Annotated in this window: 15 protein-coding genes; 6 read left to right on the forward strand and 9 right to left on the reverse strand. The window is 59.8% G+C overall.

Annotated elements, in window-relative coordinates; genetic code table 11:
* Positions 1-6 precede the first annotated feature (6 nt).
* The 4 genes from ACR1XV_RS03825 to ACR1XV_RS03840 all read right to left on the reverse strand — a co-directional run bounded on the left by ACR1XV_RS03825 (position 7) and on the right by ACR1XV_RS03840 (position 3,566).
* Complete coding sequence (locus ACR1XV_RS03825) at positions 7-402, reverse strand: hypothetical protein (RefSeq protein ID WP_480528980.1); 396 nt, start codon at positions 400-402, stop codon at positions 7-9.
* 97 nt (positions 403-499) lie between these two features.
* Positions 500-1,372, reverse strand: coding sequence for a 3-hydroxyisobutyrate dehydrogenase (mmsB, locus tag ACR1XV_RS03830; RefSeq protein ID WP_480528981.1), 873 nt, complete (start codon positions 1,370-1,372; stop codon positions 500-502).
* Positions 1,373-1,375: 3 nt separating this feature from the next.
* A complete protein-coding gene (locus ACR1XV_RS03835; RefSeq protein WP_480528982.1) occupies positions 1,376-2,416 on the reverse strand; it encodes an enoyl-CoA hydratase/isomerase family protein in 1,041 nt (346 codons plus the stop codon).
* Between the two features lie 7 nt (positions 2,417-2,423).
* The gene (locus ACR1XV_RS03840; protein WP_480528983.1) at positions 2,424-3,566 is read right to left on the reverse strand and encodes an acyl-CoA dehydrogenase family protein; all 1,143 of its coding nucleotides are present in this window, start codon (positions 3,564-3,566) and stop codon (positions 2,424-2,426) included.
* Positions 3,567-3,729: 163 nt separating this feature from the next.
* On the opposite strand from ACR1XV_RS03840, the gene ACR1XV_RS03845 reads away from it, so the two are divergent.
* Entirely contained in the window at positions 3,730-4,590 is an 861-nt protein-coding gene (locus tag ACR1XV_RS03845) for a hypothetical protein (RefSeq protein WP_480528985.1), read from the forward strand.
* A 3-nt stretch (positions 4,591-4,593) separates the two neighbouring features.
* On the opposite strand, the gene ACR1XV_RS03850 is transcribed toward ACR1XV_RS03845, so the two are convergent.
* Entirely contained in the window at positions 4,594-5,709 is a 1,116-nt protein-coding gene (locus ACR1XV_RS03850; protein WP_480528986.1) for a carboxylate-amine ligase, read from the reverse strand.
* A 134-nt stretch (positions 5,710-5,843) separates the two neighbouring features.
* Here ACR1XV_RS03850 and ACR1XV_RS03855 point away from each other — a divergent pair, with 134 nt between their 5' ends.
* The gene (locus ACR1XV_RS03855) at positions 5,844-6,695 is read left to right on the forward strand and encodes a class I SAM-dependent methyltransferase (protein ID WP_480528987.1); all 852 of its coding nucleotides are present in this window, start codon (positions 5,844-5,846) and stop codon (positions 6,693-6,695) included.
* Positions 6,696-6,766: 71 nt separating this feature from the next.
* Entirely contained in the window at positions 6,767-7,243 is a 477-nt protein-coding gene (locus ACR1XV_RS03860; protein WP_008757666.1) for a fasciclin domain-containing protein, read from the forward strand.
* Between the two features lie 73 nt (positions 7,244-7,316).
* Here ACR1XV_RS03860 and ACR1XV_RS03865 read toward each other — a convergent pair whose 3' ends face one another.
* Both ACR1XV_RS03865 and ACR1XV_RS03870 read right to left on the reverse strand, forming a co-directional pair.
* Positions 7,317-7,901, reverse strand: coding sequence for a L,D-transpeptidase (locus tag ACR1XV_RS03865; RefSeq protein WP_480529292.1), 585 nt, complete (start codon positions 7,899-7,901; stop codon positions 7,317-7,319).
* A 200-nt stretch (positions 7,902-8,101) separates the two neighbouring features.
* Positions 8,102-9,601: a CoA-acylating methylmalonate-semialdehyde dehydrogenase gene (locus ACR1XV_RS03870; protein WP_480528988.1), complete on the reverse strand. Its 1,500-nt coding sequence runs from the start codon at positions 9,599-9,601 to the stop codon at positions 8,102-8,104.
* 104 nt (positions 9,602-9,705) lie between these two features.
* Between ACR1XV_RS03870 and ACR1XV_RS03875 the strand changes: the two genes are divergently transcribed.
* From ACR1XV_RS03875 to coaD, 3 genes are all read left to right on the forward strand, one after another.
* Entirely contained in the window at positions 9,706-10,608 is a 903-nt protein-coding gene (locus ACR1XV_RS03875) for a LysR family transcriptional regulator (protein ID WP_480528989.1), read from the forward strand.
* Between the two features lie 61 nt (positions 10,609-10,669).
* Entirely contained in the window at positions 10,670-11,107 is a 438-nt protein-coding gene (locus ACR1XV_RS03880) for a CBS domain-containing protein (protein ID WP_480528990.1), read from the forward strand.
* 82 nt (positions 11,108-11,189) lie between these two features.
* Entirely contained in the window at positions 11,190-11,681 is a 492-nt protein-coding gene (coaD, locus tag ACR1XV_RS03885) for a pantetheine-phosphate adenylyltransferase (protein ID WP_480528991.1), read from the forward strand.
* Here coaD and gap read toward each other — a convergent pair.
* Positions 11,673-12,677 carry a type I glyceraldehyde-3-phosphate dehydrogenase gene (gap, locus tag ACR1XV_RS03890; RefSeq protein ID WP_480528992.1) on the reverse strand — a complete coding sequence of 335 codons (1,005 nt, stop codon included), beginning with the start codon at positions 12,675-12,677 and terminating at the stop codon, positions 11,673-11,675. The two genes, coaD and gap, sit on opposite strands and share 9 nt — an antisense overlap.
* Positions 12,678-12,758: 81 nt before the next feature.
* Positions 12,759-12,902, reverse strand: coding sequence for a hypothetical protein (locus tag ACR1XV_RS03895; RefSeq protein WP_480528993.1), 144 nt, complete (start codon positions 12,900-12,902; stop codon positions 12,759-12,761).
* Between the last annotated feature and the right edge of the window lie 54 nt (positions 12,903-12,956).

A 12,956-nucleotide genomic window follows, 5' to 3' on the forward strand; every position in this document is an offset into this window, starting at 1 on the left:
GCCAAGTCAGTAGAGAATGTCAGCGACAGCACCGATCAGGTTCAGAACTTTGTGCGTCTCGGGGTCAATCGAATAGACATAGTCCCCGGCACGCACATAGTAGCCACCGCGCCTCAGGCCATAGCGATAGGGATCGTTGATCCACAGATAGTCCCGGTCGATCCGGTCGCCCATACGATAGAGCTTTTTCGCCTGACCCGGAGGCACGCACGGGATCGCCTTTTTGGCCAGCCCCGGCGGGCAATGACCCGCATTGCCGACCACAACACCCGTCTGAGGAGCAACCCGCTGGACCTTGAAATCGCTCTTGCCCTTACCTTTGCCCTTGCCGTTTCCGGCCAGAGCCGAAACAGGGCTGAGCGCCAGCAGCGCAATTGCGGTCAGATGGATCAGGGTTTTCATTCCAGCGGTCTCCGGCGGCATCAACTGGTGCAGTCTTAGGCAATCAGATAGGGGCACGTCACCCTGTTTACGAGCCCTGTGCGAGTTTTCGCCGCGGCTAACCCCGCCCGCGCTTTTCAAACCGGGGCAGCATCGCGGAAAAGTCGCGGCCCATCCCGTCCTCGCCTTCGACGAACTGCTCGTAGAGCGCGGTGGCAATCTGTCCCATCGGCGTGTCCGCATCGGCGCTTTCTGCGGCCTGCTGGCTGAGGCGCAGGTCTTTCAGCATTAGTTCGGCCGCGAAACCGGGCTGATAGCCGTTATCGGCTGGGCTTTGCGGCCCGACCCCGGGGGCAGGGCAGTAGGCGTTCATCGTCCAGCTATAGCCCGAAGACGTGCTGACCACGTCGAACATCTTTTGCCGGTCGAGGCCCAGCTTGTCGGCCAGCGCAAACGCCTCGCAGGTGGCAATCATGGTGACGCCCAGGATCATGTTATTGCAGATCTTGGCAGCCTGACCGGCACCTGCCTCGCCGCAATGTACGGCTTTCTGGCCCATGATGTCGAACAGAGGCGCGGCTTTTGCAAAAGCGGCGTCAGAGCCCCCGGCCATGAAAGTCAGCGTTCCCGCAGCAGCCCCGCCGATCCCGCCCGAGACCGGCGCATCGACCGCCAGAAGCCCGGCGTCGAGCGCTTGCTGTGCCACGGCGCGGGCGCTGTCCACGTCAACCGTCGAACAGTCGATGAACACGGCGCCGGGTTGCATGGCCGGGATGACCTCGTCCGCCACCGCGCGCAGGATCTGGCCGTTGGGCAGCATGGTGATGACGGCATCCGCGTTGGCCGCGGCCTCGGTGGCGGCAGAGGCCATTGCAACATCTTCGACCGCGATATCGGCACGGTCGAAGCCGATGACATCATGCCCTGCCTTGACCAGATTGGCAGCCATCGGGGCACCCATGTTGCCCAGTCCAATGAATCCGATTTTCATCCCTTACTCCTCTGCAAAACTCAACGCATCCACCCCAAGCGGTTGCAGCATTTTTGAAACGGCGGTCGCAGGCACGTCCATGTCGGCAAATTGCCACTTCGGATTGCGATCCTTGTCGATGATCAGGGCACGGATGCCTTCCAGAAAATCCCCGTGTTCCATCGCGCGATAGGTAAAGCGATACTCCATGTCGAGCGCCGTGCGCAGGGTCAGGTTTGGCCCGCGCAGGCGGTGCAGCATTTTTATCGTGCAAGCCATCGAGATCGGCGCATTCCGCTGCAGGCCGTCGAGAATTTTCGTCGAAAATTCTTGGTCTCGGTTGCGTAGGTTGTTCAGGATGGCAGTCAATGTCGCACCGGCAAACAGCGCGTCGATCTGCGGTTGCAGATCGGACAGATCGCCTTTCGGCGGCGTTTCGGTGTGATCCGTAATAACATCCGCGCGCCCCGAGGCCTCGAGGAGTTCAACGAGTTCGGGCCAACGTTCCTGTGGAATGAAATGATCGGCAAAGCCCGCGTAGATCGCGTCTGCTGGGCCCATGCGATGGCCGGTTGTACCCAGGTATTCCCCCAGGCGTCCGGGGGCCTGCGCGAGCATCAGCGATCCGCCCACATCCGGGATGAGGCCGATCGAGCATTCGGGCATCGAGATTCTGGAGCTTTCGCCAACGACCCGGTGACTGCCATGGCAGCCTATGCCCACACCACCGCCCATGGTGAAACCCTGCAGCAAGCTGATCACAGGTTTGGGGTATTCGAAGATCAGAGCGTTCAGGCGGTATTCGTCCCGCCAAAATGTCCGGCCATAGTCGAAATCGCCACTGGTGCCAGTGGCGTATAACTCCGCGATGTCACCGCCGGCGCAGAAGGCCTTGTCGCCTTGGGCGTCAAAAATGATTAGATCAACCGCATCATCCTCGCGCCAGTTGCGCAGGGCGGTATCGATGGCCATGCACATCTCATAGCTCAGCGCATTCAGGGCTTTGGGACGGGTCAGGGTGATGCGCCCGGCGCGCCCGGCGGTTCGGATGTCGATGTCAGCCATTCAGCCCTCAGCGGTTTGCGAGCATCTGGCGCGCGACGATGACGCGCATGATCTCGTTGGTGCCTTCGAGAATTTGGTGCACCCGCAGATCGCGCACAAGCTTTTCGATGCCGTAATCGGCCAGATAGCCATAGCCGCCGTGCAGTTGCAGGCACTGATCGACCACTTTCGATCCCGTCTCGGTCACGAATTTCTTGGCCATGGCGCAGAATTTGGTGGCATCGGGTGCGCCCTGATCCAGTTTCCATGCCGCCTGCCGCAGGAAGGTACGGGCGGCTTGCAATTCGATCTCCATATCCGCGAGGCGGAACTGCAAGGCCTGAAACTGGTCGATGGACTGACCAAAGGCCTTACGTTCGGACATATATTGCAAGGTCATATCCAGCCCGTTCTGCGCCGCCCCCAGCGAGCATGAGGCGATGTTCAGACGCCCGCCGTCCAGCCCCATCATCGCGTATTTGAAGCCGTCGCCCTCGGTGCCGACCAGATTGCCTGCGGGAATTTTGCAATCGTCGAACTGAACCTGTGCGGTGGGCTGGCTTTTCCAGCCCATCTTCTGTTCCAGCGCGCCAAAGCTGAGGCCGGGGGTGCCATCCTCGACATAGACCGTCGAAATCCCCCGGGGACCAGCTTCGCCAGTGCGGACCATGCAGACATAGGCATCCGAATAGCCGCCACCCGAAATGAAGGCCTTGGAGCCGTTCAGGGTATAGCCTTCGTTGGTCCGCTCGGCCCGGGTTTTCAGCGCGGCGGCGTCCGAGCCTGAACCGGGTTCCGTCAGGCAATAGCTGAGGACGGTCTGGAGGCTGAGGATATCCGGCATGATCCGCGATTTCAGATCATCGCTGGCGAAGCTGTCCAGCATCTTGGCGCACATATTGTGGATCGACAGGAAGGCCGCGACCGAGGGGCAGGCCATCGACAGGGCCTCGAACACAAGTGTTGCGTCCAGACGGCTCAGGCCTGACCCGCCGCCGTCTTCCGAGACGTAGAGGCCGCCAAAACCAAGCTCTCCGATCTTGGGCCAAAGGTCTTTGGGGATGGTGCCGTCGGCTTCCCACTGGCGCGCAAAGGGGGCGATGTGGTCCTGGCCAAAAGCGTAGGCCATGTCGAAGATGGCTGTCTGTTCCTCGGTCAGCGCGAAATCCATGGTGTCTGGCCCCTGTTCCAGTAGAATTGAACGATCGTTTCTTTATTCCCCAATCCTTACAGAAATTTTTCAGCGACGGCAAACGCTGTGCCACCATTTGGGGGATTTTGGCGGCTGCGGTATGATGACGGTATTTTACCAGCAGATTTCACGGAGCATCCCAATGGCGACACATAAACTGGCCGTAGTTGCGATTCACGGAATGGGCAGCCAATACAGGCCGCAGGGCCAGCCCGCCTCGACAACGCCGACATTTTCCAAGGGGCTGAAGCAAAGGGTGGCGCGCCGCGTTGGCGCGGATATGAGCGACGTCATCTGGCACGAGGTTGTCTGGGCGCAGGTGCTGCAGGGGCGGCAGAAGGACTATCTGAAAAAGATCAACCGCAGTCTGGGCTATGACAAGCTGCGCGAGTTTGTGGTGTGCAACCTGTCGGATGCCGCATCTTATCGGCCCACGCCGGATGACAATGACAAGATTTACGATGCCATTCACCAAAAGATCGAAAACGTCATGGGCGTCGTCAGGCATCAAGTCGGGTCGGATGGCCCGGTTCTGATCCTTGCGCATTCGTTGGGCGGGCACATCATGTCGAACTATATCTATGATATGCAACGGCATCTGCGGCAGGGCGGCGCGCCGGTGCATCAGACCAATGTCGAGAACATGAAGACCGTCGCAGGCATCGTCACCTTTGGCTGCAACATCCCGATTTTTCTGTTCGCCTATCCCGAGAATGAGATTTTCCCCATCATGGCCCCGAACCGGGAACTGCCGCCTGCGCTGCGCTTTCGGACGTGGTGGTACAATTATTATGACCGCCACGATGTTCTGGGGTTCCCGCTGGGCAAAAGCGCCCCAAGCTATGCGCAACTGGTGCAGGACCGGGCACTTCGGGACAAGCCCATCAATGCGGGCAAGATCTTTACCTCGTGGAACCCGTTATCTCACAACGGCTATTGGAAAGACCGCGACCTGTACGAACCGGTCGCCGACAAGATCAAAGAGATTCTCGCCGCAGTCTGACCGCTATAGATCGGCGTGGAATTCTTCGATCAGGTGTTTGACAACCGCCATGCCCGGGTTTTCGCCACGCGCGGTCGCCTCGGCATGGGCGCGGCGCTGACGGGTGGCTGAAGTTCCGGTTTCGGCAATCTGGCGCAGATGGGCAAGTTCGGCCATGGTTCCCAGCGCCTCGGTATCCTCGGCCAACAGCCCCATGAGCTCTCCGATCAGTTCGGGCATCGGTTTGATCGAGCGGTCGCCGAAATCAATCAGCCCTTCGCCCACGCCGTATCGCAGCGCCCGCCAGCGGTTCTCGCCGATCAGGAACTTGTCGTATTGCCGCCAGCGCAGGTTGCGGTCTTTCAGGCGGCACAACATCCGCGTCAGCGCCTGCACCAGTGCAGCCAGCGACAGCGCATGTTCCAGCCGGGGCTGCACATCCATGATCCGTGTTTCAAGCGTGGGAAAGCGGTGCGACGGGCGCAGGTCCCACCAGATTTTCGAGGTATCCTCGATCACGCCCAGTTCGACCAGCACGCCGGTCGTACGTTCATATTCGCCCCAACTGCTAAAGACCGGAGGCAGCCCGGTGCGGGGCAGGTTATCAAACACCGTCAGACGATAGGACGACAAGCCCGTATCCTCGCCATTCCAGTAGGGGGAGGAGGTCGACAGTGCCAGAAGATGCGGCAGGAAATACGCCAGCTGCGGCATCAAATCAGAGCGTAGGGCTGGTTCCTCAACCCCGACATGCACGTGCATCCCACAGATCAGCATCCGACGGGCCACGCCGCCCAACGCGTGGTGCAGGGCGTCATACCGTTCTTTCCGGGTGTGGTGCTGATCCTTCCAGTTGGCGAACGGGTGGCACGAGACCGCGATGGGCGTCAGGTTATAGTCGGCCGCCCGTTTCGACACGCCGGACCGCAGGCGTTTCAGGTCTTCGCGTGCGGACTGGATACTGGTGTGCGGGCGGGTCCCGACCTCGATCTGGCATTGCAGGAATTCCGGGCTGACCTGACCCTCGAAATCGGCCTGACAGGCAGCGATCAGGGCGTCGGGCGCGTGCGCAGGTTGAAGGCTGTCTCGGTCAACCAACAGGTACTCTTCTTCAATCCCCAGTGTGAATTCCTGCTGCATGATGCGCCTCGCCGTTCAATTCATATCAGTGAATACGGAAATTTCCTTTTTGCCAAGGGTTTGACGTTGCGGTTCTTGCAGAGGCGGCACAAGCGAAGGTAAGGAACGGGCAAACCGGAATGTGGAGCCCGCCCGTGAAACCCAGAAAATTCCCTCAGATCAATGCCGCCCTTGATGAACTGGGCGTCAAACTGGTCGACAAGGCCATCGAGCAGGACGAGCGCGCGCGGCTTGAGGCGTTCGAGCGGGCGGGGGGGCTGACCCGGCCCGCCTATGCTTTGTCTCCGGGGATGGAGGGGTTCGACATTGCGCCTTTGGTGGCCGAGTATGAACAGCATCGGATGGCGCTTGAGGCGCTGAAAGACCCGGCGCGCAATCAGACCGGTTATCGCGCGGGCAACGGGTACTATGACAGCCCGGATGCGGATGCGCTGTATCTGATGATCCGCAGGTTCCAGCCCAAACGCGTGATCGAGGTCGGCTGCGGTAACTCCACCCGTGTCACACGGCAGGCGATCATTGATGGCGGGCTGCAGACCCAGATCACCGCGATTGATCCGTATCCCCGCGCCGATATCGCTCATGTGGTCGATCACTTCGAACAGAAACGGCTGGAAGAGGTCGATCCCGCCGTCTTCGAACAGCTTGAGGCGGGCGATATCCTGTTCATCGATTCCAGCCACGTCGTGCGCATGAGCAATGACGTGGCACACCTGTTTTGCCGGATCATTCCGGCGCTGAAACCGGGCGTGGTGATCCATGTCCACGATGTTTTTCTGCCCTATGAATACCCCAAGCGGTTCTTCTATGACTGCCCGGGCTGGGGTGAGCAGTACATGCTGCACGCGTTGCTGCAGTCTGCTTTATATTCAATGCTTTGGCCGGGATATTATCTGCAGCAAGACCGCCCGGATGCGGTCGCTGCCTTGCCGTTTCTGCAAGACGGACGGGCGCAGAGCATCTGGGTGCAGCTCAAAGAATATTGATCCCGATGTGATCCGGTTTGCGGATGGCCCCGTACCCCTTTCCATAACAAGCTGGAGAGGAGTTAACAGCCATGTTCCGCCGCACATTCATGGGCGCAGCCGCCGCACTTGCCCTTGCACTTCCCGTCAAAGCGCAGGCCGCCGATATTGTCGATACCGCCGTCTCTGCCGGGTCGTTCAACACTCTGGTCGCCGCTGTGCAGGCCGCAGGGCTGGTCGATACGCTGAAGGGTGACGGCCCGTTCACAGTATTTGCCCCCACGGATGAGGCCTTCGCCGCTCTGCCCGAGGGCACGGTGGAAACGCTGCTGCTGCCCGAGAATAAGGATCAATTGGTCTCGATCCTGACCTACCACGTGGTTCCCGCCAAGGTGATGTCGGGTGACATCGCGGGCAAGCGCGCGAAGGTTCTGACCGTGCAGGGCGATCGCCTGAGTGTGAATGCCAAGAACGGCGTAAAGGTCAATGATGCCAAGGTTGTGCAGGCTGATATCGAGGCCAGCAACGGTGTGATCCACGTGGTCGATACCGTCATTCTTCCTGAATAATTCCAAGTACCCCCTCAGAAATGCAAAGCCCCGGCAACTGGCCGGGGCTTCTGTTTTCCCAAGGATTGGCGGATCAAAGCAGACGCACCTGCGTTCCGACCTGAACCAGCGGATAGAGTTCTTCGACATGCTGGTTATACAGACCGATACAACCTGACGAGCTCTGCCGCCCGATTTTGCGGGTGTCGTGGGTGCCGTGCACCAGATAGGCAGGCCAGCCCAGATACATTGCGCGGGTGCCCAGCGGGTTGCCCGGGTCTCCGCCCTCCATCCGCACCGGGAGCGTGGGGTCACGTTCACGCATCGACGCGGTTGGCGTCCAACTGGGGTTTTCGGCCTTGCGGACGACTTTGGTATAGCCGCGCTTGGTCAGTTCCTCGCTCATTGGCACGGAACTGGGGAACAGCTTATAGGTGCCGTCCGGCCCCCAATAATGCACCGCGCGGCTGGTGATATCGGCCAGCAGGGCACCCACACCCAGCTCATCAAAGTGATCCTGCCAGTTCTGCTGCGAGAACGAGGACACATTGCGGCGCACTGGCAACTGTGTGCTGATCGCCTCTTCATCCTGAGGGAAAGCATCGATGCTTTGCGCGCGCACCAAGGCGGGCGCAGCAATCAAGGATGCCGCCCCGATCAGGGCATGGCGGCGGGTCATACGGTTCTGGGACAAGTCTGCCTCCGGGACTATCAACTGCTCAATCGTTCGAATTGCCGGTAAAATATTGGTGATTGTCCGATTTTTCCAGAGGGGCGGTGCTGAATTTCTTGTGAGGTGCGCCTTGGCGGTCATTCTACCCCAGACAGTAAAAACCCGGCCGCGCGGGGCCGGGTTTCTGGTCGGTCGGAGAACGCCGGTCAGTCCATCGCTTTGAAGTTGAACTCGCCACCTTCCTTGATGCCCGAAGGCCAACGCGACGTCACGGTTTTGGTCCGCGTATAGAACTTGAAGCTGTCCGGGCCGTGTTGGTTCAGGTCACCGAACATGGATTTCTTCCAGCCGCCGAAGGTGTGATAGGCCAGCGGCACCGGGATCGGCACGTTGATGCCGACCATGCCGATATTCACCCGGCTGGCAAAGTCACGCGCGGTGTCGCCGTCACGAGTGAAAATCGCGGTGCCGTTGCCGTACTCATGGTCCATCGCCAGCTTCAGCGCCTCTTCATACGATCCGGCACGAACGGTGGACAGAACCGGGCCAAAGATTTCCTGCTTGTAGATATCCATATCCGGGGTGACGTGGTCGAACAGATGCGGGCCGACGAAAAAGCCATCTTCATAGCCCTGCAGGCTGAAATCGCGGTTGTCGACAACCAGCTTCGCGCCCTGTTCCACGCCCGAGTTGATCAGGCCCAGAATGCGTTCCTTGGCAGCTCCGGTCACGACCGGGCCCATGTCCACATCATCGCCAGCGGTATAGGGGCCAACTTTCAGCTTTTCGACGCGCGGGATCAACTTTTCGATCAGAGCATCTGCGGTTTCCTCACCCACCGGTACAGCGACCGAGATCGCCATGCAGCGTTCGCCCGCCGCACCGAAACCAGCGCCGACCAGCGCGTCCGCCGCTTGATCCATATCGGCGTCGGGCATCACGATCATGTGGTTCTTGGCACCGCCAAAGCACTGGGCGCGTTTGCCGTTCGCGGTTGCACGGGCGTAAATATACTGCGCAATCGGGGTCGAGCCGACAAAGCTGACGCCCTGAATGATCTCACTGTCGAGCAGGGTGTCCACGGCCTCTTTGTCACCGTTTACGACTTGGAACACGCCTTTGGGCAGACCGGCTTCGACAAACAGTTCTGCCAGCATCAGCGGAACCGAGGGGTCACGCTCGGACGGTTTCAGAACAACTGCGTTGCCGCAGGCCAGAGCAGGGCCGACATGCCACAGCGGCATCATGGCAGGGAAGTTGAACGGCATGATCGAAGCGACCACGCCCAGCGGCTGACGCATCGAATACATATCGATGCCCGGACCCGCGCTGTCGGTAAACTCACCTTTCAGCATCTGGGGCGCGCCGATGCAGTATTCGATCACTTCCAGACCGCGCTGCAGATCACCCTTGGCGTCCGGCAGGGTCTTGCCGTGTTCGCGGCTGAGCGCTTCGGCCAGCTTATCCATGTCGCGGTTCATCAGGCCGACCATCGCCATCATAACTCGCGCGCGCTTCTGCGGGTTGGTGGCACCCCACGCGACCTGAGCCGCAGCGGCGTCTTCGATGGCGGCGGTTGTCTCGGCGGCGCTGGCCATCGGGCATTTATACTGTGCCTCGCCGGTGGCGGGGTTGAACACATCGTCGAAACGGCCCGATGTGCCGGCGACGTTCTCACCGTTGATGAAATGGGTCAGGTCGTTCATGGCAAACTCCTCCGAATTGCGTTGCGCGCAGAATAGGCTTGCGAAAATCCCCTGAACAGAGGCAATATTTCAAATCAGTTCTGCAAAAATGCAAAGGTTGAGGGATGACACCAAACTGGGATGATCTGCGCGTCTTCCTTGCTGTCGCGCGCGAGGAAAGCCTGTCGGCGGCGGGTCGGGTGTTGATGATTGACCCGGCCACGGTCGGGCGTCGGATCGCGCGGCTTGAGGCTGCGCTGGATGCTGTTCTGTTCACGAAATCGCAGCAGGGATATGTGCTGACCACAGCAGGCCAACGTTTGATGGAGCACGGGCTGCAGGCCGAAGAGGCCATGCGCGCGGCGGCTGGGGTCATGTCGGGCTCGGCCAAATCGCTGAGTGGTCAGATCAGGATTGGTGCACCGGATGGCTGTGCCAATTATCTGCTGCCGCAGGTTTGCGCGCAGATCAGCGATGCCAACCCGGATCTCGATATCCAGATTCTGGCCTTGCCGCGCATCATCAACCTGTCTCGGCGCGAGGCGGATATGGCTATCACCGTCAGCGCGCCGACAGCGGGGCAGTTGCTGGTTCAGAAAATCACCGATTATCGCCTGCATCTTGTGGCCAGTCAGAAATACCTGAACGATCACGACCCGATCCGGACCATCGGTGATCTGAACGCTCATCGCATGATCGGCTATATCCCCGACATGATCTTTGACCGGGAACTGGATTACCTCAACGATATCGGGGTTGACCGTGTCGCGCTTGCATCAAACTCGGTGTCGGTGCAGTTGCGTCAGGTCTCGCTGGGATCGGGCGTTTGCGTGGCGCATGATTTTACGCTGCCGTTTCACCCCGGCCTGCGGAAAATCGTGACGGATCAGGTCAGTCTGACGCGGGGGTTCTATCTGGTGCGGCATCAGGGGGATCAGCGCAACGAACGGTTGAACCGCTTTGCCGAGGCCCTGACGCGCGGTATGCGAGACGAAGTGGCGCGGCTTGAGCGCGAAGCTTCACCTTGACACATTCGGACATTCCGGCAACGCTTTGGAAAACAGTACTATATTCCGGAGGTTTTTGCTTATGCTTGTTCAGGCCATTCTTAAATCCAAGGCCAATGACGGGGTGGTGACGGTGGAACCATCGGCAACCGTCTCTCAGGCGGCCGAGATTCTGGCCAGTAAACGGATCGGTACTGTGATCATCTCGGAAGATGGCGGCCAGACGGCGGCCGGGATTTTGTCCGAGCGCGATATCGTGCGCGAGCTTGCCTCAAGCGGCAGCGGTTGTCTGGAAAAGCCCGTGAGTGCCTATATGACCAAGGACCTTGTGACCGCCACCCAGCAGGACACGGTCGAGGCGATCCTGTCCCGCATGACCGAAGGCCGCTTCCGCCACATGCCGGTCGTGGAAGAGGGCAAGCTGATCGGGATTGTGACGCTGGGTGATGCGGTCAAGGCGCAGCTTGCGGAACTGGCGATGGAAAAAGACGCGCTGGAAGGCATGATAATGGGGCATTGAGGGCAGGGCAGATGCCTGACCCTTGCACCTGCGGCAAAGATGTGTTTGCTAGCGCAGAAATATTGTTGCGCAGGAGGGCCTGATGCGGGTTGGATTATATCCGGGAACCTTCGATCCTATCACCTTGGGTCATATCGACATCATTCGTCGGGCCTCGGCCCTTGTGGATAAGCTGGTGATCGGGGTCGCGATCAATCGGGACAAGGGGCCGCTATTCTCTCTCGAAGAACGTGTTGCGATGATCGAGGCGGAATGCGCCCATCTGACCGAGCAGACCGGCACCGAGATCGTGGCGCATCCGTTCGAGAACCTGCTGATCGATTGCGCCCGCGATGTCGGCGCGCAGATCATTGTGCGGGGCCTGCGGGCGGTTGCGGATTTCGAATATGAATTCCAGATGGTCGGGATGAACCGCGCGCTGGACGACTCGATCGAGACCGTTTTTCTGATGGCGGAAGCGCGGCATCAGGCGATCGCTTCTAAACTGGTAAAGGAAATCGCCCGGCTGGACGGGGACGTGACCAAATTCGTCACCCCCCGCGTCGAACAGGCCCTGCAGGACCGCTTAGGATAGAGCGCCCATCGCGGCGGCCGTATCCAGCATCCGGTTCGAGAAGCCCCACTCGTTGTCATACCATGCCAGGACGCGCACCAAGGTGCCGTCGGTCACCTTTGTTTCGGCAAGCGAAACAGTCGAGCTGTGCGGATCGTGATTGAAGTCGATTGAGATCAGCGGACGCGTCTCGGCGGCCAGAACCGTGGGCGTTTTGGCAGCGGCTTCGACGAACAGGGCGTTGACCTCTTCTTCGGTGGTCGGGCGCGAGACCTCGGCCACCAGATCGACGACCGAGACGTTGGGCGTCGGTACCCGGATCGCTTGTCCGGTCAGTTTCCCGGCCAGTTGCGGCAGGACGAGGCCTACTGCCGAGGCGGCTCCGGTTGTGGTCGGAATCATCGACAGTGCTGCCGCGCGCGACAAATAGGGGTCTTTGCCTGCAGTATCATGCACCGGTTGGCTGGCCGTATAGGCGTGAACTGTGGTCATGTTGCCGTGCTTGATGCCCAGACCGGCGTCCAGCGCCGCCGCGACCGGGGACAGGCAGTTGGTGGTGCATGATGCGTTCGAGACAACGATGTCATCGGCAGTCAGTTCCTGATCGTTCACGCCAAAGACCACAGTTTTCACGCCGCCATCACCACGGGCGGGGGCCGAGATCAAAACCTTCTTCGATCCGTTTTTCAGATGCCGCTCAGCCGCTTCGCGAGTACGGAACACGCCGGTACATTCCAGAACGACGTCCACATCGGCCCAATCCAGTGCCTCGGGGTCTCGCTCGCTGGTTAACCGGATGGGCCCGGCGCCTACGTCCAGACCTGCGTTGCTGAGTGTTACGGGGTTGGGATAACGACCATGAACGCTGTCAAACTCGAACAGATGCGCGTTCATCTCGGGCTTGGCCAGATCGTTGATCGCGACGATTTCAACATCGGTGCGACCCGATTCCATGACGGCGCGCAGAACACCGCGCCCGATCCGTCCAAATCCATTGATTGCCAGCTTGAGTGTCATGATACGCTCCGTCCGAATATCGCCTGTATATGGTTAGCGCTAACAAAGCCAGATCGCGCAGAAAGTCAAGCAAAACCTCTGTCAGCGCCAGAAGGCGAGCCAGTCGAGAAAATCGTACAGCTTCTTACCGAGGAACAGCAGGTGTTCTGTACCAACCAGCGCAACATCCAGCATCAGCGCACCAAGTATGAGAACACCAAGCCAGATGGCGATTTGATTGGTCATGGGGTGCGCCCTAAACAAAAATGCCCGCCCAGATAACCTGAGCGGGCATTAGGG

The organism is Ruegeria sp. AD2(2025) (genome assembly GCF_056542385.1).

What these genes read in the sequence shown, in the direction of transcription:
- ACR1XV_RS03825 (WP_480528980.1), bottom strand. Translation starts at nt 402, where the DNA reads ATGAAAACCCTGATCCATCTGACCGCAATTGCGCTGCTGGCGCTCAGC.
- mmsB (WP_480528981.1), bottom strand. Translation starts at nt 1,372, where the DNA reads ATGAAAATCGGATTCATTGGACTGGGCAACATGGGTGCCCCGATGGCT.
- ACR1XV_RS03835 (WP_480528982.1), bottom strand. Translation starts at nt 2,416, where the DNA reads ATGGCTGACATCGACATCCGAACCGCCGGGCGCGCCGGGCGCATCACC.
- ACR1XV_RS03840 (WP_480528983.1), bottom strand. Translation starts at nt 3,566, where the DNA reads ATGGATTTCGCGCTGACCGAGGAACAGACAGCCATCTTCGACATGGCC.
- ACR1XV_RS03845 (WP_480528985.1), top strand. Translation starts at nt 3,730, where the DNA reads ATGGCGACACATAAACTGGCCGTAGTTGCGATTCACGGAATGGGCAGC.
- ACR1XV_RS03850 (WP_480528986.1), bottom strand. Translation starts at nt 5,709, where the DNA reads ATGCAGCAGGAATTCACACTGGGGATTGAAGAAGAGTACCTGTTGGTT.
- ACR1XV_RS03860 (WP_008757666.1), top strand. Translation starts at nt 6,767, where the DNA reads ATGTTCCGCCGCACATTCATGGGCGCAGCCGCCGCACTTGCCCTTGCA.
- ACR1XV_RS03865 (WP_480529292.1), bottom strand. Translation starts at nt 7,901, where the DNA reads ATGACCCGCCGCCATGCCCTGATCGGGGCGGCATCCTTGATTGCTGCG.
- ACR1XV_RS03870 (WP_480528988.1), bottom strand. Translation starts at nt 9,601, where the DNA reads ATGAACGACCTGACCCATTTCATCAACGGTGAGAACGTCGCCGGCACA.
- ACR1XV_RS03875 (WP_480528989.1), top strand. Translation starts at nt 9,706, where the DNA reads ATGACACCAAACTGGGATGATCTGCGCGTCTTCCTTGCTGTCGCGCGC.
- ACR1XV_RS03880 (WP_480528990.1), top strand. Translation starts at nt 10,670, where the DNA reads ATGCTTGTTCAGGCCATTCTTAAATCCAAGGCCAATGACGGGGTGGTG.
- coaD (WP_480528991.1), top strand. Translation starts at nt 11,190, where the DNA reads ATGCGGGTTGGATTATATCCGGGAACCTTCGATCCTATCACCTTGGGT.
- gap (WP_480528992.1), bottom strand. Translation starts at nt 12,677, where the DNA reads ATGACACTCAAGCTGGCAATCAATGGATTTGGACGGATCGGGCGCGGT.
- ACR1XV_RS03895 (WP_480528993.1), bottom strand. Translation starts at nt 12,902, where the DNA reads ATGACCAATCAAATCGCCATCTGGCTTGGTGTTCTCATACTTGGTGCG.